The organism is Polyangium sp. 6x1, from assembly GCF_029946515.1.
Lineage (GTDB): Bacteria > Myxococcota_A > Polyangia > Polyangiales > Polyangiaceae > Polyangium.
In genome coordinates this window covers 25,479-46,946 of record NZ_JARZHH010000075.1, presented here as the reverse complement: position 1 = coordinate 46,946, position 21,468 = coordinate 25,479, and the positions used below count along the sequence as shown (strand labels likewise).

Here is a 21,468-nt window from a genome sequence, read left to right as displayed (position 1 = left end):
TCAGGGCATCTTGCAGGCCATGAAATAATTCGAGAGGCCGAACGTGAGCAGACCCTCGCCGCCCCAGGTCGGGTACGCCTCCTTGAGCTTCGTCACGGCCTCGTCGGCCGTCGTCGCCGCGTCGAGGATGGGCTTGGCGTCGCCGAGATACTTCTTGTCCTCGTCGATCACGGCGGCCGTCGCCTTCTCGCCGTGGCCCGGATAGAACGTCGTGAAGCCCTTCGCGGCGAGGGCGTCGAGGTTCTTGATCCATCCGTCGAAGTTGCACTCGGCGAGCCAGAGGTGCTCCTTGTTGTAAAGGAGGTCGCCCGAGAAGAAGGCCTTCTGCTCGGTGAGCGCGAGGCCCGCGGCCTCCACGCTCTCGCCCGCGTCGCCGATCTCGACGACGTCGAGCGTATGCCCGTCGACCGTGATCGTGGTCCCGTCGAGCGCGGTGAACGTGACGACCTTGTCGGGCACCTGGCCGGGGAAGTTCGTCTGGGCGAACGCGAGCGTGCCGTCCTTCTTCGCGTTGTAATCGGCGAGGACGGCGGCCGTCGTCACGAACTTCGCGTCCGGGAACGCCGCGCGGACGACCTCCATGCCGAGGTAATGGTCGGGGTGGGCGTGCGTGAGGAAGACCGTCGTGAGCTTCTTGTTCGTGCCCTTGACGAGCTCGACGACCTTCTCTGCCTCCGCGGTGAAGAACTGGCCATCGACGAGGACGACCTCGGTCGGGCCCACGATGAGGTGCGAATCGACGCCGAATCCATCAGGCGAGATGTGCGTCTGCACCTCGATCTCCGAGCCGGCGCCGCCATTGCCGCCGCTGCCGCCGGCGCCGCCGGCGCCACCCGCGCCACCCGAGCCCGACGAGGAGGACGAGGTCGAATTGTTCGAATTGTTCGTATCGTCGCCGCAAGCCACGACCGCGAGCGCCGCGCCGAGGCCGAGCGCGAGCCAAAGACCCTGCTTCATGGTGAATTCGCTCCTTGAAAGATTGAAAGCACCGCGAAGCTAATGGGCGCGGGAACGACTGTCAAACGCGGAACGCATTGGCGTGAGCGATGTCACGCATGCAGGACATGAATACGAGAATGTCGGGCCCGCCGTCACACCGCGCAATCCACCGGCGCGTACCGGTCGATCGGCGGCGTCTCCTCCACGCCCGGCAGGCGCACGAGCTTCAGCGGCCCGTCGTCGGACACGAGCGCGGCGAGCGTGGGGTCCGTCAGGATGTCGACGAGGTCGCGCTTCGCGCCGTCGACGTAACAGGTCCGCGACACGAGGCGGGCGACCTGCGAATAATCGACGTGGTCCATGTTGTGCCGGGTGCCGAGCGGCTGCCACAGCCGATACGGACCCTGCTCGTTCGTCCCGCTGCGGTAGCGGGGCTCGTTATCGTAAAAACCGTAGTTCGCCGCCATGCCCTTCATGCCGAGGAGCCGGTTCGAGATGCACCAGTTCTTGCCGATGTTCTCCACGAGGCCCGAGCGCCCTTCCACCTTCTTGCTCACCGCGGCGTCGTATTCGATCATCCTGGCCGTCGTCGCCATCTCGGCGTTCGGCGGATAGATGCAGGGGGTGATCTTCACCGCCGCCTGCGCCCAGATCAAATCGCAGATCCGTACCGTGGGCAGCACACACCCGAGCATGTCGGCGATGCGCTGCATCGTCCGCGCGGTGACGCTGACGCGAAGCGGCGCCTCGGCGGTCCCGATGCGCAGCGCGTCGGCGCTCACGAGCAACGTAATCGTGTGCCCCGCCGCTTCGTTGAGCACCGGCACCCAGGAGACCGGCGCCATGTCGCCGTTCTCGACGGACTGCATGATGGCGTTCTCACGCTCGGGCCCCGCGTTCCGGGGCAGGCTCGCGCCGATTCCCGACTGCATCATTCGTGCCACCATTTCTCCCTGTGCATCGCGCCAGGGGATGTGAAGTCACTCGTGGCAGCGCGTCCGTCGCTGCTCCGTCACCGATGATCGCTCGGTTTTCCCGCGGCGACAAGCGTCGTCGCGAATCTCCGCGTCACCTCGGATCTTCGACCGAGACGTGCGGAGCGGGCGTCGACAGGATCCGCCGAAAGGTGAGGTTCATCCTCGGGCCGCGCCCAGCTTGCTTCGGCACCCCGTGCCGGTAATGGTGCTGCGTCGTCCCCGCCATGACGAGCAGGTTCCCCTCGCCGAGCTCGAGCGTCACCTTGTCGCCGCCCTTCTTCGGTTCCAGGACGAACCTCCGCCGCGCTCCGAGCGACAGGGACGCGATCACCGGGTTTGTCCCGAGCTCGGGCTCGTCGTCGGCGTGCTTGCCCATCGAGTCGTCACCGCCTCGGTAATGGTTCACGAGCACGCTGTTGAACGTGGAGCCCGCCGCCGCCTCGACCCGGGCCCGCAGCGCCGAGAGCGTGGGCGTCCAGGGGTTCGGCGCGAGCGACAAGCCCGAATATGTGTACGACGCGCCCGGATCGCCGTGCCAGGCCGAGAGGCGCGGCTGCAGGATCGTTTTGCCGAAGAGACGGATCGTCTCTTGCCGGAACGGGACCTCGGCGAGCAACGCGTCGAACGCGGCGGAGGCCTCGTCCGGCGCGAGAAACGGGTCGTGGAAGAGAAGGAATCCCCCGTGAAGGAGCTCAATCCTTGTCACGCGGGTAGGCCCCTCCGCGCGGCGTCCTGCGCGCCGCGATCGCGATCGTCCCCGCGCCGCCCGCGAGGAGCAGCGCGCCGGGGCGCGACGAGCCCGCGAGCGCGAGGCCCGAGATGACGCAGAACAAGCCGAACGCGAGCGTCGGACCGGAGAGCCGTACGTCCTCGGGCGAGCCTTCGGGGGGCACCGTGGGCCTCGTGCGGTACGGATGCGCCATACGCGCATCGTACCAGGGCCGCGGGCGGGTTGGTATGGGTTCGAATGAATCTAAGCGCCGTCCGTACGGGCCCAGCCGTCCTCGCCGACGAGCAGGACGAACCGCACGGCGCCGAGAATTTGCTCGGAGAACGCGCCGTCGTCTTGCCCCCGCGTGACGAGGACGAGCTCTTGCCGGTGTTCGTCCGGCCCCACCGGAATCACCAAACGGCCGCCCGGCGCGAGCTGGTCCAAAAGCGCCTTCGGTACACGCGGCCCGCTCGCCGTCACCGCGATGGCATCATAAGGGGCTCGCTCGGGATAGCCGCGGGTGCCATCTCCGGTGACCACCTGGATGTTTCCGTAACGTAGCGAAGCGAGCCGCGCGGCAGCCTCGGCGGCGAGCGGCGGGTGGCGCTCGACGGTGACGACTTCGCGCGCGAGCTCCGCGAGCACCGCCGCGGCGTACCCCGAGCCCGCGCCGATCTCGAGGACCCGCGCATCCGGCCCGATCCGCAAGGCCTGCGCGGTGAGCGCGACGATGTACGGCTGCGAGATCGTCTGGCTTTCGGCGATCGGGAGCGGTCTGTCGAGGTACGCCTCGTGCTCGCGCCCGGCGGGCACGAAGGCGTGCCGCGGGACGCGACGCATGGCCTCGAGCACGCGCGCGTCGTGGATGCCGCGGCGTGCGAGTTGTTCGTCCACCATGCGGTGGCGCGCTTGCTCCATCGGATCCATGGCGCGGGTGTGCGCGACGCAATCGTCGTGCCGAGCTCCTTTCGTGCGGGACGTCAAGAAGAGCACGCTCGAAGCGGCCTGGCCACGTCCTTCACGCGGGGCGCGCGCGCGTCCGCGAGGAGGTCTCGCTCACGCGAAAAGGGATGTTCGTCGCGCTAGGGTTTTTCGGCGCTCCGCCATAGAATGCGGGCCGCGATGGTGACCAGGAGCAGCGCGAAGGGCGGCACGATGAAGACGAAGGGGACGACGAAGGGCGGCGTCAAGGGGGCGGCAAAGGCGGCGACGAAGGGCGCGGCAAAGACGGCGGCAAAGGCGGCGAAAAAGGGCGCGGCAAAGGCGGCGACGAAGGGCGCGGCGAAGAAGGGCGCAGCGAAGGCGGTGAGGGGCAGCGCGACGGCGAAGGTCGAGGCGAGGGCGAAGGCGGCGGCGAAGGCCTCGGCCGCGGCGCCCGTGGAGATCATCGACGAGCCGCCGCCGAGCCTTTCGGGTCGGCCGTTCCGGCGCCTCGCGTGGGGCTACGCGCTCCTCAGCGAGATGCGCGACGACGCGATGAACGAGTTCGACGTCGAGGCGGGCACGAAGGTCGCGATCGAGGGCGAGCTCGATCGGCTCGCGTACGTGTACGTCGTGCAGATCGCGGCGGCGGATCGGTCCGTCGAGATCCTCTACCCGCCGAAGGGCGGGGCGCGCCGCATGCGCCCGGGCACGAGGACGCGCATCCCCGGCGGCTCCGGCTGGATCGTGACCACGAAGAAAGGCAAGATCCGCACGATCGCCTCGTCGGCCCCGATCACGGACGTGACCACCCTCGGCATCGACTGAGCCGCCCTCGCCGCCCCTCGAGGAGAGGCGCGGGCGTCAAGGCAAAGGCCCGCGCCGATCCTCCACGTGACGTCGCAAGAGCTCCGGCGTCTGCAATGCGTACGAGCGGATCTTCTCCTGGAAGAGGAGCTTGATCACGCCGAATTCGAGGTGCAAAAGGGCGCCGTACGTGAGAAGGGTTTTGCCGCCCTCGGCGGGGTCGACCCGGAAAAATCCCCAGCAATCGCCGATGTCGTGGGGCCGCGTCGGATCCATCCAGAATCGGACGAGCGACGGGGTCTCCCGGCGCGCACGGACGGTGTATTCGCCCGAGACGTTCGCCCCGCCCTGGCGGAGCGTCAGGAAAAAATCGTCGCCCTTGCGGCCGACGAGGCGCGCTTCCCGCGTGAGCGGGAAAATGTGCCGGTACGAGCCCGGATTGAGCAGCACGGTCATGACCTCGGTGGGCCGCGCTGCGATGATCACGTACCCGAGGCCGCCGATGAAATCGCCCTGGGGCAGCTCGACGTCGAAGACGCGCCGGACGACCTCGCCCCGCGCGAGGCGCGCCTTCTCGTCCGCCGTGAAGGCGCCGGCCTGCGCGCGTGCAGCCCGGGGCGCGAGGACGAGGGCGCAGAGGACCGCGACGAAGGCGAGGAGGCGGCGCGCCATGCCCACACGGTGTGCTCGCGTCGGGCCGGACGCAAGCCCCGATGACGAAGGGCCTCTTCTGCCCGGCGCGCGCGCGCGTATACTGCCGACCCATGTACGCCGGTCACCTCGATTTGACCCAGCCCCTCGTCTGGACTGTGGACGACGCGCTCTCGCCCGCCGACTGCGACGCGTATATCGCGCGCATCCGGGCGGGGAACGCGGAGATCGCGCCCATCGTGGGCGAGGACGGCGAGCCGGAGGTCGATCTCGCGGTCCGGAACAACACGCGCGTGATGTGGGACGACAAGGCCGAGGCCGACGGCCTGGTCGCGCGGGTCGAGACGCACGTGCCGAAGCTCCTGATGGGCATGAAGCTCGCGGGCGGCAACCCGCGCGTCCGCCTGTATCGATACGGCCCCGGCGAGCAACATGGCGCGCACTGGGACACCGTGGTGCACCTCGACGGCGGCGTGCGCAGCCTGGTCACGCTGGTCTTTTACCTGAACGACGACTTCGAGGGCGGCGAGACCGATTTCCCGGAGCTCGAACGGCGCATCACCCCGCGGAGAGGGCGAGCATTGCTGTTCCAGCACCGGATCCTCCATATCGCGAGCCAGGTCGCCCGGGGCGAGAAGTTCGTCCTGCGCACGGATATCCTTTACAGTCCGGTCTGAGGCGCGCATGCGGAGCGGCGAGATCGTGGACGGGCGGTTCGAGCTGGAGTCGAAGGCGAGCTCCGGCGGGATGGGGACCATCTGGCGCGCGAAAGACCTCGTGACGGGCGAGCCCGTGGCGCTGAAGGTCCTGCGCGATCCCGAGCACGGCGCCGAGCGATTCCTGTCGGAGGCGCGTATCCTCGCGCGGCTCGAGCACCCGTCCATCGTGCGGCACGTCGGGCACGGGATCACGACCGACGGCGAGCCGTACCTCGTCATGGAGTGGCTCTCCGGCGAGGACCTCGCCACGCGCCTCGCGCGCGCGCCGCTCGAAATCGACGCGGGCCTCGCGCTCGTGCGGAACGTCGCCGACGCGCTCGCCGCCGCGCACGGGCGGGGCATCGTCCATCGGGACATCAAGCCGAGCAACATCTTCCTCGTGGGAAAGCGCGTCGATCGCATCAAGCTGCTCGATTTCGGGATCGCGCGCGCCGGAGCAGGATCGAATGTGCTCACGCGATCGAGCTCCGTGCTCGGGACGCCCGGGTACATGGCGCCGGAGCAAGCGCGCGGCGACGGGGTCGTGGGCCCGCGCGCCGACGTCTTCTCGCTCGGCTGCGTGCTCTTCGAATGTTTGGCGGGACGACCTGCATTTCAGGGTTCTCACCCGATGGCGCTGCTCGCGAAGCTCTTGCTCGAAGAACCGCCCGAGCTCGCGGTCGTGCGGCCCGAGGTGTCGTCCTCGGTGTCGAGCCTCTGCGCGCGCATGCTCTCGAAGGATCCGGGCGAGCGGCCGGACGACGGGGCGGCGCTCGTGGCCGAGCTCTCCGCGATCAGCGGGAACACGTCGTCGAGCTCGCCGTCCGTGCGGAGCATGACGCCGTCGCGGCTGAGCGAGCGGGAGCGGCGGCTGCTCTCGATCGTGGCGATCGCGGGCCCCGCGCGCGGCGCGCTCGCCGAGGTCCGCCGCATCGCCGAGCCCCTCGGCGCGTTCGTGGACATGCTCGCCGGGGGCACGATCTTGATGGTCTTGCCCGGCGTCGGCAGCCCCGCCGATCAGGCGGTGCGCGCGGCGCGCGCCGCGCTGGCGATCCAGGGGGCGTCGTCGGATCGGATCACCGCGCTCGTCACGGGCCGCAGCGATCTCGCCGATCGGCTCCCTGTCGGCGAGCTCGTCGAGCTCGTGGCATTGCTGCTCGATCGGGCGCGCGAGTACAAGCGGCACGGGGTGATCGTCGACGAGGTCACGCGCGCGCTGCTCGATCCACGCTTCGAGGTCGAGGAGCACGCGGGCCATGCGTGGCTCTTGCACGAGCACGCGCGCGGCGAGGAGACGCGCACGCTCCTCGGCCATCCGAGCCCGTTCGTCGGCCGTGAGCGGGAGCTGTCGACGCTGCTCGATCTCTTGCAACAGGAGTTCGACGAGCAGCGCGCGCAGGCCGTGCTCGTCACGGCGCCCGCGGGCATGGGGAAATCGCGGCTGCGGCAGGAGCTCATCACCAAGCTGCAATGCAACATCCCTGATCTCTGCCTGGCCGTCGGTCGCGCCGATGCCATGCGCTCGGGCGCCGCGTTCTCCGTGATCGCGTCGGCGCTGCGGATGCATATGCAGATCGAGGTCGGCGAGCGACGCGACGTGCAGCAGGAGAAGGTATCGTCGGCGGTGCGCGCGCTCCTTTCGGGGGAGGCGGCGGAGCGCACGGCGCCTTTTCTGGGCGAGCTCGTGGGCGCGTCGTTCCCGGACGAACGCAATCCGCTGCTCCGATCGGCCCGCGAGAATGCGCCGCTCATGGCGGGCCGAATCGAGTCGGCCTGGGTCGAGTTCATGCGCGCCGCGTCCCGGAAGGGGCCCACGCTGCTCGTGCTGGAGGATTTGCACTGGGGGGATGGTTCGTCCGTGAAGCTCGTGGATACGACGCTGCGCGAGCTCCGCGACGAGCCGTTCGCGGTGGTCGCGTTCGCGCGGCCCGAGGTCCACGATCTGTTTCCGCGAATCTGGGCGGAGCGGACGCACGAGGTCCGGCTCGGCCCCTTGCCGCGCAAGGCCGCGTCCGCGCTGGTGCGCGCTGCGCTCGGGGCTGATGTCGATGATGCGCTCGTCGCGGGGCTCGTGGCGCGGTCGGAGGGAAATGCGTTTTACCTGGAGGAGCTCGTCCGGGCCTTCACGGAGGGGCGCAGCCGCGGCGGTTTGCCGGAGACGGTGCTCGGGATGGTCGAGGCCCGGCTCGCCGCGCTCCCGCCGGACGTTCGCCATTTCCTGCGCGCGGCGAGCGTCTATGGGGAGATATTCTGGCCGAACGGGGTGCGGCGGCTGCTCGGCGGTCGCAGGCCTGTGAACGTGGACGCCGCGCTCGATTACGCGGTGTCGCGCGAGTTCGTCACGCGCCGCAATTCGCGGCGGTTCGTCGGCGAGGAGGAGTATGCGTTCCGGCACGCGCTCCTGCGGGAAGGGGCGTATGCGATGCTGACGGAGCGGGACCGCGCGCTCGGGCACGGGCTCGCGGGCCCGTGGCTCGAGCGCGTGGGCGAGCCCGATCCTTCCGTGCTGGCGATGCATTTCGAGCGAGGCGGGCAGGGCGCGCGGGCCGCGTACTGGCACGCGCGCGCGGCGCAGACGGCGATGCGAGGCAATGACCTCCAGGCGGGCGTGCGGGCGGTCGAGCGGGGGCTCGCGGCGGGCCCGACGGACGAGGTCGCGACGGATCTCTGGGCGCTCCGGGCCCGCATCGCCTCGGCCTCGGGCGATTACGAGGCCTCGCTCGCCGCGGCCGAGGAGGCGTTGCGCCGGACGACGCCCGGATCGGTGGCCCATTGCATCGCGCTGGAGGGTGCGATCGGCGGAGCGATGCTTCTCGGCAGGCACGAGACGCTCCAGGATCTGAGCCGGCGTGTCCTTTTGACGGAGCCTGCGCCGGACGCGCTCTCCGCGCTGGCGCGGGCGCTCGCGCCGCTCATCGCCGCGCTCGCGGCCAGCGGGAACGGCGACGCGTTCGTTTTTCTCGAAAAACTTCGCACGACCATGGCCGGCGGGGGCGAGGTGGAGCGGCCGAGGGCCGGGCCGCTCGCGTATGCGTCGGCGATGGTGGAGAAGAACCTCGGCCGCAATCCGTGGCTCGCGAGGCAATACGCGCTCGACGGCGTGCGATCGCTGGAGGAGGCAGGCGAGCGCCACGTGCTGCCGATGGTGACGGCGCTGCTCGTCGGCATTTGCACGGACCTCGGCGCATTCGAGGAGGCCGAGACGTGGCTCGACCGCACGGAGGCGCGCCCGCCGAGCATGGCGGCGAACGTGGTCGCGGCCTATCTCGCGCAGCTCCGGCTCGCGCAAGGCCGCTTCGAGGAGGCCATCACGGTGTCGCGCTCCGTGGCGGAGCGGAAAGCGGGCAAGGATGGCAATGTGGTCAGCGCGCTCGGCGCGATGACGCTGATCGAGGCGCATATCGAGCGCGGCGACGTGGACGAAGCGGCGTCGCTGCTCGACACCACGAGGATCCGCGGCAACCAGATCGTCGGCGCCTCGTGCGCGTGGTTCCGTTCGAGGGTCCTGCTCGCGCGGGGCCGTCCTGCCGAGGCGGCGAGCGTTTGTCGCGAGGCGCTCGTGCTCCACCGCAACATCGGCCCGCGCGGCGTGGAGCGCGTGCTTCTCACGCTCGCCGAGGCCCTCATGGCGGCCGGGGACGCGGAGGCGGCGAAGACGACGCTGCGCGAGGCGGAGGGCGAGCTCGGGGCGCGCGAGGCGGCGATCGGGGATCCGGGCTACCGCCGGCATTTCATGGAGCGGATCCCCGCGAACGTTCGGATTCGAAGGCTCGCGGGGGCGTGGCTCGGGGGTGAGGGGTCGGGGCAATGACCGTCGGTGATGGGCCTCGGGCAGCCGCGTAGACGCCCCGAGACTCGTTCATGCAAGGCGGCGCTTCAGCGCGGGCGGCGCCGGGCCCTTCGGCCGAGGCCCAGGCCGAGGAGGGAAAACGCGAGCAGCAAGGCCGGGCTCGCGGCGGCCGGGCCGACACGGCAGCCGCAGCCGGCCGGATCCGACGAGGCGCCGCCCGACGAGCCGCCCGACGGGTCGCTCCCGCCGTTACCGGAAGGTCCACACCCGTCGTTTGCGGGATCGAACGTGCCGTTCTTGCAATCGTCGCATTCATCCATGTCGGAGTCGCCGCACGACGCGGGATCGTTCGGCGCAGGATCGATCTCGTCGGGCACGCCGTCGGCGTCGGTGTCGAGGAGCACGCGGATAGTGTAGTTCATCGTGCTCGAAAGGGTCGACACGCCGACCCTGTAGCGGATGTCCAGCTCGAGCACGTGTTCGCCGAATTCGGTGAACTTCAGGGTCGCATCACGTGAGCCCGACGCAGCGGGATCATTGGGCTGCGTGATCGTGCCGCTGACGGCGCCGAGCTCCCAGCTCCCGCCCTCGGCCGAGACGGTGCCCATCTTGGCGTCGATGACCTCGAGGCCGCTCGCGGCATTGAGCGCGCCGAGGACCGCGTCGAGCGCCGGCCCGCTCCCCTCGTTTTTATAACCAACCACGTAGCCGCGCTCGACGGGCAGGCTTTGCGCTGCCACGACGAGATCGCCGGTGAGCGTCAGGCCCATGCGCGGTTGTCCGCTGGCGCTCGTGCAATCCGCCTCGAAGAGTGCATTCAAGAAGAGGCGTTGCCCCGCCTTCCCGGTATAGGAATGGCCGCCCAGGTAGCTCACCTTGCCGCCACACGATTCTTCCGGGTTGAAGTTTTTCGGCGGCGCCTTGTCGCCCGTGAACTTGGGAGGCGGCGGAGGCGGATCGACGTCACACGTCCCGTCCATGTACCCGGACATCCAGACGTCCTCCTTGCCGGGGCCATCCGTGGCCGTGATGAACGTCACGTCGCGATCGTTCTTGTACGTGGTCCCGAGGTACGTGCTCAGGTTATAGGCCGGCTCGCTCCCGCCCTCCGGCGAGAAGGCGCCGTCGAATTGCATGTAGGGCACGTCGGGGCGCAGCACCTTGAAGGGGCTCGGCGAGGGCGCGATGAGGAAGCCGGCGCCGATCTCCTTGACGTCCTTCGGCAGGCAGCAGTCCTTGCCGGGGCCGCATCCGTCGACCACGCATTGGAAGTCGCCCTCGTCAGGGCCGGGGTTGCAGGGGCAGGGGGGCGGGTTTCCGGTCGTCGTGAGGAAATGGCCCATGCGACCGGGATCGTCGAGATAGGGCCACGCCGTGTTGGGCACCGCATTCTCGTACGCGTTGACCGCCTGGCACTCGGCGAAGAAATGGGTCGGGTACTGGAGGAACGAGCGGACCTCGGCGACGACCTCGTGGCCGTGGTAGGTGATGGGCTCGCCGGCGCATTCCTCCGGCGTCGCCGGGCAGGCCCCGCCGCCGCATTGCACGAGCTCCCGGTCGGCCACGTTCCAGTGCATGCTCATGATCTGGCAATAGGCCGGCAAGCCCTCGGGCGTGAAGAGGGCGCCATTCTTGTGGTTTCCGTTCGGCGCATCGCAGGTGCCCATGTTCCCCATGATGCTGGGTACGGTGAGCAAGTCCGGGTTCGCCGTGCCGGGGCCGCAGGTGCCCACGCCGCATTTGGCCGCGGGGAACTCCGCCCCATTCGATTGCTTGATACCAGCGGCCCGCAGATACGCCGTCGCGATGTCCTCGTTGCCGTCGGCGAAGACGGCGATGGTCGGCGCGGCGAGCAGCTCCTTCTTGGAATCGGCGGTGAAGGGCGCGGTCGCCTCGTGGACCGTCACGACCTGGAACGTGGCACGGTCCGCCCACGGGTTCTGGGCCCACAGGCTTTGATCGTTCCAGGCGTTGACGATTGCGAGCGCCTTGTCGCGGTGGGGCGCGTCGACGACGAACGGCCCGCCGCGATAGCCGTGATTCTTGATCATGGCGCCTTTCGCGGGGCTGCCCCAGACCACCTGGGCGCCCGCGAAGAAGTCGGGGCTCGCCGTGGGGTACGCGCATTTCACCCCCGAGCCCTCCTCCGCGCAGTCCCACGCGCACAGGTCGCCGGCGGTGTTGCAGGGAGCGCCGTGCCAAACCTTGTCGGGCTCGATCACCCAATGAACGGGCACGCCCTCGCGGAGGAGGTGAAAGAGCAGCCCGTAGGACTGGTACATCCCCTCGGCTTGGTAGGCCTGATCCATGGGGATGATCAAGCTCCCGGCGGGGAAGGTCCGCTCCTCCGCGCGAGCTTCACGCGCGGCGACCGTGGTGAGCGCCAGCGCGGGGACGAGTGCAATCCCCGAGAACAAGAGTTTGCTAACCTTCATGCGTGCCTCCTCCAGCATGGGCCTGTGCGTTCGAGGCCGCGCGGCGCCCCCCTGGGCCGAACGACCTCGTCCCGCGAATGCAATTCTCACTTGTACCGGCACGTCAGGTGCCCGCTTTTATCTTCGCAGATGAAGTCCGTGGGACAATCGCGGTCGTCCGCACACTCATTGAAGCAGCGTTTTCCGTCTCGGTCGATGCAAAAGAAACCGCTCGGGCAATCCTGATCGCTCGCGCACGATGGGCTGCACCATCCTTCGGGAGAGCACTTTCCCCCTGTGCAGCACGAATTTGACGCTCCGCCACAATCATCGTCGTTGTTGCACGTCGCACCGAACGGAACGCCTTTGAAGTCGGTGATCGGGCGCTCACCATCGTTGCCGCAGCCGAAAACAAGCGCTGCGAGTAGGACAAACCATGCTGTACGCATCATCTTCGAATGCCCCCGTTTCAGACGTAACGTCAAGCTACCATGAAGCCGCAGTCGGGATCGAGATGGTGAATTGATTTACCGGGGACGATGGGCCCACATGGAGCGACACGCAGCCCGGTAAGAAAAAGGACCGCGCGTGTCTATGGCCTGACGGCGACCACGGACGGCGTTGCTCGCCATACCGAGCAGGGCGCCGAGGAGGCGTCGGGCGATTGGTTCGACCTCGGACTCGAACGAGCTCTGCGAGAAGCCTGACCCAGACGAAGAGCGCGCTCGCTGGCCCGCTCCGCGACATCCGTGTCGCGCTCACGAGCGGCTGGCGGGTAGGCGCATCCTGAGAACCCGACGCGCCGGCTTCGTTGACGCGCCGCTCCCGGTCGCGAACCGTCATCCGCCCTCGACGAGATGTGGCACGGTCATGGTCACACGTGCTACGTCTCGGAGCATCAAAACGCGATTTTTGTGACGTATGTCACGTTTGCGTGGCGAGCTTACCCGGCGAACGAAAAAGGCTGGTCATGACGTCCCCCTCCCTCCCGATTCTCGAGTTCATCCTGAAGAACTACAAGAACTTCAACGCGCGCGCGACGCGTGACGCCTTGATTGCTTACGTTCGACACATCGAGAGCGGCGGAAAGATGTTCTGGGCCCTCGCAGGAGCCATGTCGTCGGCGCAGCTCGGAATCACGCTCGCGCCCGCCATTCGCGCGGGGCTCATCCATGGCCTCTCCGTGACGGGGGCGAACCTCGAAGAATCGCTCTTCCGGCTCGTCGCGCACGCGAGCTACAAGGACTTCCCGGACTATCGCTACTTCACGAAAGAGGACGACACGAAGATCCTCGCCGACCGCATGCGGCGGGTCACCGACACGAGCATCCCCGAGGACGAGGCGTTCCGCGCCGTCGAGAAGTACCTCGTGCCCATGTGGAAAAACGCGAGCGCCACAGGCGAGCGACGCTTCTGGCACGAGTATTTTTACGATCTGATCCAGCGCCTCGAGCCGGCGCTCCACGAAGGCGACCCGGACGCGTGCTGGCTGCTCGCGGCTGCGCGCGCGAAGCTTCCGATCGTGGTCCCGGGCTACGAGGATTCGACGTTCGGCAACATCTTCGCCTCCCACGTCAAGCTCGGCGAGTGCAGCGCGAGCATCGCCAAATCCGGCATCGAGTACATGGCCGCGTTCTACGACCAGTATCGCGAGCTGTCGACGGGATCGGGCGTGGGCTTCTTCCAGATCGGCGGCGGCATCGCCGGGGACTTCCCCATCTGCGTCGTACCGTCGATCAAATACGACCTCGATCAGCCCGTGAAACCCTGGGCGTATTTCTGTCAGATCTCGGATTCGACGACGTCGTACGGCTCGTACTCCGGGGCGACGCCAAACGAGAAGATCACGTGGGACAAGCTCACGAAAGACACGCCCATGTTCGTGATCGAGTCGGACGCGACCATCGTAGCGCCGCTCCTCCTCAGCGCATTGCTCGAATACAAGCAGCATCCGGCGGCGGCAAACGCGCTCCTCGCGAAGCTATCGTAGGAGACGGGGCCATGTCCGAAGCGATCCTCGCGGCGTGGGGGCGGCTTTCCTTGCCGGGCGTCGAGCTCCTCGGGGAGGACCTCGAGTCCCTTTCGCGTTGCACCACGCTGTCCCGGGGCATGGGTCGCTCCTACGGCGATTCCTCTCTGCCCGCCCGTGGCACCGACAGGGTCGTGTCCACGCGACTCGCGAACCGGATCCTCGCATTCGACGCACGGACGGGCGTCGTGCGCGCCGAGGCGGGCCTCAGCCTCGTCGAGATCAATCGGCTGTTCATGCCGCGCGGCTTTTTTCCGCCCGTCACGCCCGGGACCAAGTTCGTCACGCTCGGCGGGATGGTCGCGAGCGACGTCCACGGGAAGAATCACCATCGCGAAGGTTGCTTTGGCGCGCACGTGCGCTCCATGCGCATGCGCCTCGCCGACGACAGCATCGTCACGTGTTCGCCCACGGAACACCCGGATCTCTTCCACGCGACCATCGGCGGAATGGGTTTGCTCGGGCATATCCTCGAAGTCGAGTTCGCGCTGCACCGCATTCCGAGTCCGTGGATCTTCATGGAAAGCGAGCGCGTGCACGACATCGACGAGTTCCTCGCCGCCCTCGGCCGCGCCGCGCCCCGGTGGCCCATGACCATGGGCTGGATCGATTGCCTCCAGCGGGGGCGATCGATGGGCCGTGGGATCCTCATGGCCGGTCGATGGGCCGAGCCGCACGAGGCCCCGAAGGCGCCGCCGCGCGCGGCCGCCGAGTTGACGTTCCCGGTCGAGCTCCCCAACTGGGCGCTCAACCCGACGACGGCGAGCCTCTTCAACATGGCTTATTACTGGCGGCACACGCAGCAACGAGTGGAGACGATCGTCGCGCCGGAGCCGTTCTTCTACCCGCTCGACGCGATCCTGCACTGGAATCGCGTGTATGGCCCGCGAGGTTTTACCCAGTACCAGTGCGTCCTGCCGCGCGCGGCCGGGCCGGCTGCCGTGCGCGAGTTCATGGACCGCTTGACGAGCCTCGGCGGAGCGTCGCCGCTTTGCGTGATCAAGGACTGCGGGCCCGAAGGCGAGGGGCTGCTCTCGTTCCCGCTCGAAGGGACGTCGATCGCCGTGGACATGGCGATCTCGCCTGACATCCAGCGGATCGTCGATCGCCTGAACGAATTCGTCATCGCGGCCGGCGGACGGATCTACCTGACGAAGGATCGTTTCACCCGGCCAACGCATTTTCGCGCGATGGAGCCGCGGCTCGAACGCTTCTTTGCGGCGCGAGAAAAATGGGATCCTCACAGGCGGCTGCGGAGCGCGCAGTCCGTGCGGCTTTTTGGAGATCGGGCATGAAAGCGATCGTTCTCGGTGGCACGGCAGGAATGGGGCGCGCGATCGCGCGAAGGCTCGCGGAGCGGGGAGACGAGGTCTTCCTGATGGGACGCGACGCGGGCGACCTCGCCCGGAGCGCGGCCGATCTCGAAGCGCGGCAAGCAAAGAACGGCCGCGTGGGGTACGCCGTGTGTGACCTCGAAAAAACCGACGGCTTCGCCGCGGCGCTCGACGAGGCCGACCGGGCGCTCGGCGGATTCGATACGGTCGTCGTCACGGCAGCGATGTTCGCGACCCAGGAGGCGCTGGAGGCGGACGTCGAGCTCACGCGCCGTCTCCTCACGGTAAACTACACGAATACCGTCGTCTTCTGCGAGCACGCGCGCAAACGACTCCTCGAACGGGGCGGCGGACGGCTCACCGTCTTCTCGTCGGTGGCGGGCGATCGGGGACGCAAGCCGGTCGCGCTCTACGGATCGAGCAAGGCCGGCCTGTCGCACTATCTCGAATCGCTCGACCACAAGTTTCACGCGAAGGGGCTCACCGTGCTTTGCGTGAAGCCCGGATTCGTCAAGACCGGCATGACGGCGGGGCTCAAGCCGCCGCCGTTCGCCGGGGAGCCGGACGATGTCGCGAAGGATGTCGTGCGAGCGATGGTCGCGCGCAAACCGCTGCTTTACACGCCCGCGATCTGGGCGCTCGTCATGCTCGTGATTCGATGGTTGCCGCGCTTCGTGATGCGCCGGATCGGCTTCTGAGTTGCGCGCTCAGCGTCCGGAGAGGAACGGGAGCCTCTGAAAAAGGGCCTCGGGCATACGCCGGACCACGGGCATGATCAGGCCCCACCTCGCGGGCACGTAGGCCTCGGGCGTTCCGTCGTCCATCGCGCGCACGATGTCCTTCGCCACGGCGGCGGGCTTGCCGAAAAGAACGGTCTTTTCGTGATCCCGCGTCATCGGCGTATCGACCGGGCCGAGCTTCAACGTCGTCACCGTCACGCCCGAACCATAGAGGCGCGTGCGCAGCCCTTGCAGGTAAACGTTGAGCGCACCTTTCGCCGCGCCGTAGGTGTAGTTCCGCGGGCGCCCACGATCCCCGGCGACCGACGTGATGACGCCGAGTCGACCCTTTCGGGCGGCCTCCATGTGATTCGCCAAAGGGATGAGCAGGGAGACGACGCTGGTGAAGTTCGTACGGATAATCGCCTCCGCTTCGTCGAAGGAGCGCTCGCTGGCGAGCTGATCGCCGAGATCTCCGTGCGCGATGAGCGCAGCATCGATGTGGCCGAGCGCCGTGATCGCGTTCGTGATGACGCGCTCGTTCGCGCCGAGCTCACCGAAGTCGCTGGTCGCCACGGAGACCGTCGCGCCCGTGCATCGCGCGGCCACTGCGGCGAGCTTCTCGGGATTGCGACCGACGAGATGGAGGCGATCGCCGCGGAGCGCGTGAATTTGCGCGACCTCCGCTGCAATTGCGGACGTGGCGCCGAGGATCAGGATACGTTGCATGGTATCTGTTTACTCTCCGAAATGCTCGTCTTCTGGATACGGGTTCGAGAACCGCGCGTCGGAGAGGAAGACCTCATCCGTGAGCGCGTTCAGAAATGCGACGACATCCCGCCGCTGCCCGGCGCTCAAGGGTGTGCCGCTCAATCCTGCTGATTTGTGCGGGTTCTTGCGACCATCGCCCGCGTAGGGGCCCGCCTCGATCACGCGCCCGCCCTCCACGTACACCGCGATCACGTCTTCGAGCGTCGCCACGCTCCCGTCGTGCATGTAGGGGCCGGTCACCGCCACGTTGCGGAGCGTGGGCGTGCGGAACTTCCCTCGATCCGAGGGGTTCTTCGTGTGCTCGTAGAGGCCCTGGTTGCCCTCGGGATACGCGCCCGTGCTCCCCACGTTGTAGAGCCCGATGTTCGCGAACACCACTTCGTCGAACGGCGCGTCGACGTGCTTGACGGGGCCCGAGAGGTTGAAGCCGTCGTGGCAATGGTGGCAAAGCGCGCCGCCCACGTGGTCGCGCACGATGTACATTCCGCGACGCTCGGCTTCTCCCAGCGCGGCAGCATCGCCTGCGCGATACCGATCCCAAGCAGAACCGCCCGAGACGAGCGTGCGCTCGAAGCTCGCGATGGCCTTGGATACGTGCTCGAACGTGTATTTCGGGGCCTCCGGGAAGGCCCGCTCGAAGGCCTCACGATACCGCTCGTCCGCGAGGAGCCGCGCGAGGGCCGCTTCCCGGCGCGGCTCGTCCACGAGCCCCATCTCGACGATGGGCGCGCCGCGACCGAACAAGGGCCCCTCCATCTGTGCCTCCAGCGCCTTTGTGCCCGGATCGGCCCAGTTGAGCCGCGGGGCGTAAGCGACGTTGGTGAGCGTCGGCGCATTGCGTGGGTGGATGTCACCTTGGAGGCCGACCGGCGTTGTGCGCCCGTCGCTGAACGCCAGTGCTTGCTGGTGGCACGTCGCGCACGAGATGCTCTCGCTCGCCGAGAGGCGCTTGTCGTAGAACAACATCCGACCGAGCGCGACCTTGGCGACGCTCATCGGGTTGTCCAGAGGTACGAGCGGCGCGGGGAAACCCGGCGGCAGATCCCACGCCCAAGGTTCTTCGGTCGGCCTTTCGGCGGAGGGCCTGCACGAGGCCGCCCCGAGGCCCAGGAGGAGCGCCCAAGACAGGCGTTTTCCGCCTGGCAGGGTCACTTCGCCTTGCCCTTCTCGATGCGGAAGATGCCCTGCGTCCCCTTCGGCCTTCCGGTCGCGTAATCGAGGCCGATGTTCGGGTAAAATCTTCCGCAACGTTCGGCGCCGATCTGCGAGCCCAGGTCCCCGGCGTTCAGCGGACCATAGCAGTCGATGCGCCCACCCTCGCTCAGATCGACGTGCGCGCCCGGCGTGCCCGGCGTCGTATACCCGCGGAACATCGCGTCCACGTCGACCACGATCGCATCCTTTGCCGGATCGAACCCGCCCGTCGGCGCGAGGCGGATCGTCGGTCGATTGGGTTTGGCGCATTCCTCCGGGGACACGGGGATCTTGCCACCGTCCGTCACGTTGTTACAGACGCTCCGGAAGACGAGGAGGTTGTGGTCCTTGTCCCCCGTGGCACCGGTCGTGCCGGAGTAAAAACTCACGCGTACGAACTGCCGGCCGTCCGCCGCGCCGTGGTCCATGCCCGTCGTGTTGAGCGGGCTCTTCGAATCCGCGGTCTCGCGGTGGTTCAAGGCGACGGGGACGCCGAGGGTGAACTCGACGCCATCGTACGGGCCCGCCTCGGCGGGGAGTCCGCGGAGGACGCGTTTGGTATCGGGTGTCTTGCTCTTTCCGAAAATGACGTACGAGCACGCGTCCGTCGCATCCTCGAAATCGAGGAGCGCGACGTTCTCGTATTGCCAGGCGTTGTCCTGGTCGAGAACCACCTGGACGCGTCTGTCGCCCTTCAACAGGTGGACATCATGCACGTAGAAACGAAGATCGCCGGGGATCGCGTCCGTCAGGCCCGCGATGTGGAGCCCCTTCGCGCCGCATACATAAGGTGCCCCTGCGCCATCCACGGCATCGAAATGGAGCACCACCGGGCTGGGCCCTGAGCTCGGGGCCGCCGATTCGGAGGAAGAGCAACCGACGGCGAGGAAAAAGAGGACGAACGAGAGGGGCGTCCGGGTTTTCATGCCAATCATCCTGGAGTCCACTGCGGATTGCTGGTGAAAAGACCCTGCACGAAACCGATTTCGTAGACGAGGAGCGCGCCGAGGGCGAGGCTCGAAACCCCCGCGGCGAGGCCCAGGCCGCGGTGGAGCCGCTCGAAGCGCTGCGCCACGTAGGCGAACGGGATCGCCAGGGCGGTGGTGATGAGCAGCATGCCAGCAATGGTCCCGGCGCCAAAAACGACGAGGTACGCGAGCGCCCACCCCGGCTCATGAATCGTCCCCATGACGAGCAGCGCCACGGCGGCCGAGCCGGCGAGCCCGTGCACGACGCCCACCACGAGCGGCCGGAGGATACGATATGCGCCGAGGTGGCCGAGCCGGCGATCGAGCCCTCCCAGGACGGCGTGGGCGCGCTCGTGGCCCGGATCAGGCGGGGCGTCGTGGCCGCGCGTCTGCCGGACGCTCCTCGCGAGGCTCAGGCCGCCGAGCAGCATCAGCATCAGCGCGACCGAGAGCTCCATCGTCAGGCCGACGCGAGGCGGAACCACGATGCCGAAGAGGACGATGGCGCCGCCGACGACGAGAATCGTCACCGTATGGCCGAGTCCCCAGATCGCTCCAAGGGGAGCCGCGGCGCGGAGCGTGCGCTCCCGGCTGACGATCGTGCTCACCGCCACGACGTGGTCGGGGTCGGTCGCGTGTCGCATGCCGAGGAAGAAGCCCAGCAGCAGGATCGAGAAGATGGAGATCAAAGGCGCACCCTCGCGGCGACCGGGAGTGGTTTCCCGGCGGTCTCGGGTCGATCGGGGCTGCCGGGGACGCTCTACGGAGCGGCGAGCGCCGAACCGCCATCGAGGCGTCAGGGTGGCTGACCACACGACCGTAGCACGAACGTTCCAGGTCGTGTCAAGGGGCGCCGCCCCCTCGACGACAGATCGCATCCCTCGGCACCAGCGGTGCCGCCGACGCTCCAAACGGGTTGCAATCGTGGCGGCGCAATGATGATCGGTGACGGGTCGATGGCAGCCGCGTAGACGACGTGGCAGGGCCGTGACGGAAGGGTGTCGCACGCTCCGCGCGATTGCCTGGACGTTTCCGCTCGGTTAGGCATCGCCCGCGTGAATGGGCCGCCCTCGAAACGTCGTTCTCTTTGCCTCGCGCTCGCGCTCGCGCTCGTGGCGTGCGGCGAGCGGACCGAGGAGGCGGCGCGCAAGGCCGAAATCACGAGCGTGATGGCCCGGGCCGACGAGCCGCTCCTCCGCGCGAGGCCGCGCCTCTGCGAGGGCAAATACGCGCGGATGGCCGCGAGCGCGTACGATTTTTATCGCGGCACCGTGCCCCTCTCGCTCCACGATTATCGTGGGAACAACTTTGGATTCGGCGCCTCGGCGTACGCCCTCGCCGGGCCGCTCGTTCCGGCGCTCGGCGATCCCCATCCCGAGAACTTCGGCGCGCTCCTCGCGGCCGACGGCACGCTCGCGCTGGAGCCGAACGATTTCGACAGCTCGGATTTCGCCCCGTATCTCTGGGACGTCCGCCGCCTCGTCGCGGGAATGGCGCTCGCCGCGCGCCTCACGAATGCCGAGGAGCCCGCCGCGCAGGCGCAGGCGGCCGCGGCCTCGCGCGACATCGGCCGCGCCGCGGCGGAAGGGTATGCGGACGCGATCGCCGCCCTCGCGAAGGGCGGGCCGCGCGAGCGGATCACCGAGGGCGGCGGGGATCCAAACCTCGACGATCTGTTCGAGCGTTCGATCGAGGATCGCGACGCCCACGCCGAGCTCGACGAGCTGACGACGCTCGTGGGCCCGGAGCGAAGGCTTCGCCGCGGCGTGATCGATCCGGAGGAGCCGACGGGCGTTTACCTCGACGTCCCGCCGGCCGCGTATGACGCGCTCCCTGCGGCGATCGAGCGATATCGCGCGACGCTGCTCGAACCGCCGCCGCCCGCGTTTTTCACGCTGCTCGACGCCGCGCGGGAGCTCGGCTCTGGCGTCGCGAGCTGGGCCCGGGTGCGGGTCATCTTGCTCGTCCGCGGGCCGACGGACGACCCGGCCGACGACGTCGTGCTCGAATTGAAGGAGCTCGCCGACAGCGGGCTCGCGGGCCTCTATCCGCCGGGCGTGTTTTACGACGGCGTCGCCGAGCGCGTGCGCCTCGCGTCGCGCGCGGCGTGGGCTCGGCCCGACGCGGAGCCGCTCTGGGGCACGACGGAATGGATGGGGTTCGTCTGCCAGATCAAGCGGGAGAGCGAGGGGCAAAAGACGCTGCGGGTGAGCCGCATGCGCGAGGAGCGAGGCAGCCCGGAGGCGCTCGCGAGCCTCGGGCGGCGCCTCGGCGGCGTCGTGGCCCGCGCGCACGCGGCGGTTCCGCTGGGCACGTCGTGGGCCGTGGCGGACGTGGCCGAGGTGATCGGTCGTGATCCGGCGGGGTTTGTCGCGGAACAGGTCGAGGTCGGGGATCGATATGCCGCGCAGGTGCTCGTCGATTGGGGGCTGTTTCGGGAGGCGCTCGCGGAGCGCGGGCCGCGGCTCGGTGTTCCGATGGATCCGGCGGATACGCCGCCGCCCGATTTGCGGGCCCTTTATGGCGATGCCCACGTGCCCTGAC

The 21,468-nt window shown here is 68.4% G+C and carries 18 protein-coding genes; 7 read left to right on the top strand and 11 right to left on the bottom strand.

Translation table 11 applies throughout. From position 1 onward, the window contains the following. The 5 genes from QHF85_RS41730 to QHF85_RS41710 all read right to left on the bottom strand — a co-directional run bounded on the left by QHF85_RS41730 (window position 1) and on the right by QHF85_RS41710 (window position 3,612). Complete coding sequence (locus QHF85_RS41730; RefSeq protein ID WP_281333032.1) at window positions 1–957, bottom strand: MBL fold metallo-hydrolase; 957 nt, start codon at window positions 955–957, stop codon at window positions 1–3. Between the two features lie 134 nt (window positions 958–1,091). Then, window positions 1,092–1,874: a hypothetical protein gene (locus QHF85_RS41725; RefSeq protein ID WP_281333031.1), complete on the bottom strand. Its 783-nt coding sequence runs from the start codon at window positions 1,872–1,874 to the stop codon at window positions 1,092–1,094. 133 nt (window positions 1,875–2,007) lie between these two features. Then, window positions 2,008–2,622 carry an alpha-ketoglutarate-dependent dioxygenase AlkB gene (locus QHF85_RS41720; protein WP_281333030.1) on the bottom strand — a complete coding sequence of 205 codons (615 nt, stop codon included), beginning with the start codon at window positions 2,620–2,622 and terminating at the stop codon, window positions 2,008–2,010. Continuing rightward, window positions 2,609–2,839 (bottom strand): hypothetical protein, encoded by a 231-nt coding sequence (locus QHF85_RS41715; protein WP_281333029.1) that lies wholly within the window; start codon window positions 2,837–2,839, stop codon window positions 2,609–2,611. Before QHF85_RS41715 ends, QHF85_RS41720 begins: the two co-directional genes overlap by 14 nt. Before the next feature lie 50 nt (window positions 2,840–2,889). Then, window positions 2,890–3,612, bottom strand: a complete 723-nt coding sequence (locus QHF85_RS41710; RefSeq protein ID WP_281333028.1) for a protein-L-isoaspartate(D-aspartate) O-methyltransferase — start codon at window positions 3,610–3,612, stop codon at window positions 2,890–2,892. 138 nt (window positions 3,613–3,750) lie between these two features. Here QHF85_RS41710 and QHF85_RS41705 point away from each other — a divergent pair, with 138 nt between their 5' ends. Beyond that, window positions 3,751–4,377 (top strand): DUF4384 domain-containing protein, encoded by a 627-nt coding sequence (locus QHF85_RS41705; RefSeq protein WP_281333027.1) that lies wholly within the window; start codon window positions 3,751–3,753, stop codon window positions 4,375–4,377. A 36-nt stretch (window positions 4,378–4,413) separates the two neighbouring features. Here QHF85_RS41705 and QHF85_RS41700 read toward each other — a convergent pair whose 3' ends face one another. Next, on the bottom strand, window positions 4,414–5,028 hold the full coding sequence (locus tag QHF85_RS41700) for an SRPBCC family protein (RefSeq protein ID WP_281333026.1): 615 nt from the start codon (window positions 5,026–5,028) through the stop codon (window positions 4,414–4,416). A gap of 92 nt (window positions 5,029–5,120) precedes the next feature. Between QHF85_RS41700 and QHF85_RS41695 the strand changes: the two genes are divergently transcribed. Beyond that, a complete protein-coding gene (locus QHF85_RS41695; RefSeq protein ID WP_281333025.1) occupies window positions 5,121–5,684 on the top strand; it encodes a 2OG-Fe(II) oxygenase in 564 nt (187 codons plus the stop codon). Between the two features lie 7 nt (window positions 5,685–5,691). After that, entirely contained in the window at window positions 5,692–9,516 is a 3,825-nt protein-coding gene (locus tag QHF85_RS41690) for a protein kinase (RefSeq protein ID WP_281333024.1), read from the top strand. A gap of 65 nt (window positions 9,517–9,581) precedes the next feature. Here the strand turns inward: QHF85_RS41690 and QHF85_RS41685 are convergent, their stop codons facing one another. Continuing rightward, window positions 9,582–11,930, bottom strand: a complete 2,349-nt coding sequence (locus tag QHF85_RS41685) for an MYXO-CTERM sorting domain-containing protein (RefSeq protein WP_281333023.1) — start codon at window positions 11,928–11,930, stop codon at window positions 9,582–9,584. Between the two features lie 949 nt (window positions 11,931–12,879). On the opposite strand from QHF85_RS41685, the gene QHF85_RS41680 reads away from it, so the two are divergent. From QHF85_RS41680 to QHF85_RS41670, 3 genes are read left to right on the top strand one after another with little or no spacing between them, the layout of a single operon-like run. Further along, entirely contained in the window at window positions 12,880–13,899 is a 1,020-nt protein-coding gene (locus QHF85_RS41680) for a deoxyhypusine synthase family protein (RefSeq protein WP_281333022.1), read from the top strand. 11 nt (window positions 13,900–13,910) lie between these two features. Further along, window positions 13,911–15,233, top strand: coding sequence for an FAD-binding oxidoreductase (locus QHF85_RS41675; RefSeq protein ID WP_281333021.1), 1,323 nt, complete (start codon window positions 13,911–13,913; stop codon window positions 15,231–15,233). After that, entirely contained in the window at window positions 15,230–15,970 is a 741-nt protein-coding gene (locus QHF85_RS41670; RefSeq protein ID WP_281333020.1) for an SDR family NAD(P)-dependent oxidoreductase, read from the top strand. The genes QHF85_RS41675 and QHF85_RS41670 overlap by 4 nt, the downstream gene beginning before the upstream one ends. A 9-nt stretch (window positions 15,971–15,979) precedes the next feature. Here QHF85_RS41670 and QHF85_RS41665 read toward each other — a convergent pair whose 3' ends face one another. Genes QHF85_RS41665 through QHF85_RS41650 form a run of 4 tightly spaced genes read right to left on the bottom strand, consistent with a single transcriptional unit; the run spans window position 15,980 to window position 19,613 of the window. Continuing rightward, window positions 15,980–16,720: an SDR family NAD(P)-dependent oxidoreductase gene (locus tag QHF85_RS41665; RefSeq protein WP_281333019.1), complete on the bottom strand. Its 741-nt coding sequence runs from the start codon at window positions 16,718–16,720 to the stop codon at window positions 15,980–15,982. Between the two features lie 9 nt (window positions 16,721–16,729). After that, complete coding sequence (locus tag QHF85_RS41660; protein WP_281333018.1) at window positions 16,730–17,914, bottom strand: methanobactin export MATE transporter MbnM; 1,185 nt, start codon at window positions 17,912–17,914, stop codon at window positions 16,730–16,732. Further along, window positions 17,911–18,882 (bottom strand): MbnP family protein, encoded by a 972-nt coding sequence (locus QHF85_RS41655; RefSeq protein WP_281333017.1) that lies wholly within the window; start codon window positions 18,880–18,882, stop codon window positions 17,911–17,913. Before QHF85_RS41655 ends, QHF85_RS41660 begins: the two co-directional genes overlap by 4 nt. A gap of 5 nt (window positions 18,883–18,887) precedes the next feature. After that, window positions 18,888–19,613 carry a high-affinity nickel-transport family protein gene (locus tag QHF85_RS41650; RefSeq protein ID WP_281333016.1) on the bottom strand — a complete coding sequence of 242 codons (726 nt, stop codon included), beginning with the start codon at window positions 19,611–19,613 and terminating at the stop codon, window positions 18,888–18,890. Window positions 19,614–19,979: 366 nt separating this feature from the next. On the opposite strand from QHF85_RS41650, the gene QHF85_RS41645 reads away from it, so the two are divergent. Next, a complete protein-coding gene (locus tag QHF85_RS41645; RefSeq protein ID WP_281333015.1) occupies window positions 19,980–21,467 on the top strand; it encodes a DUF2252 family protein in 1,488 nt (495 codons plus the stop codon). Window position 21,468: the final 1 nt, after the last annotated feature.

Bases quoted from the DNA above. Each gene is read 5' to 3' on its own strand.
- QHF85_RS41730 (WP_281333032.1), bottom strand. From the start codon at position 957: ATGAAGCAGGGTCTTTGGCTCGCGCTCGGCCTCGGCGCGGCGCTCGCG.
- QHF85_RS41725 (WP_281333031.1), bottom strand. From the start codon at position 1,874: ATGATGCAGTCGGGAATCGGCGCGAGCCTGCCCCGGAACGCGGGGCCC.
- QHF85_RS41715 (WP_281333029.1), bottom strand. From the start codon at position 2,839: ATGGCGCATCCGTACCGCACGAGGCCCACGGTGCCCCCCGAAGGCTCG.
- QHF85_RS41705 (WP_281333027.1), top strand. From the start codon at position 3,751: ATGGTGACCAGGAGCAGCGCGAAGGGCGGCACGATGAAGACGAAGGGG.
- QHF85_RS41700 (WP_281333026.1), bottom strand. From the start codon at position 5,028: ATGGCGCGCCGCCTCCTCGCCTTCGTCGCGGTCCTCTGCGCCCTCGTC.
- QHF85_RS41695 (WP_281333025.1), top strand. From the start codon at position 5,121: ATGTACGCCGGTCACCTCGATTTGACCCAGCCCCTCGTCTGGACTGTG.
- QHF85_RS41690 (WP_281333024.1), top strand. From the start codon at position 5,692: ATGCGGAGCGGCGAGATCGTGGACGGGCGGTTCGAGCTGGAGTCGAAG.
- QHF85_RS41685 (WP_281333023.1), bottom strand. From the start codon at position 11,930: ATGAAGGTTAGCAAACTCTTGTTCTCGGGGATTGCACTCGTCCCCGCG.
- QHF85_RS41680 (WP_281333022.1), top strand. From the start codon at position 12,880: ATGACGTCCCCCTCCCTCCCGATTCTCGAGTTCATCCTGAAGAACTAC.
- QHF85_RS41675 (WP_281333021.1), top strand. From the start codon at position 13,911: ATGTCCGAAGCGATCCTCGCGGCGTGGGGGCGGCTTTCCTTGCCGGGC.
- QHF85_RS41670 (WP_281333020.1), top strand. From the start codon at position 15,230: ATGAAAGCGATCGTTCTCGGTGGCACGGCAGGAATGGGGCGCGCGATC.
- QHF85_RS41665 (WP_281333019.1), bottom strand. From the start codon at position 16,720: ATGCAACGTATCCTGATCCTCGGCGCCACGTCCGCAATTGCAGCGGAG.
- QHF85_RS41655 (WP_281333017.1), bottom strand. From the start codon at position 18,882: ATGAAAACCCGGACGCCCCTCTCGTTCGTCCTCTTTTTCCTCGCCGTC.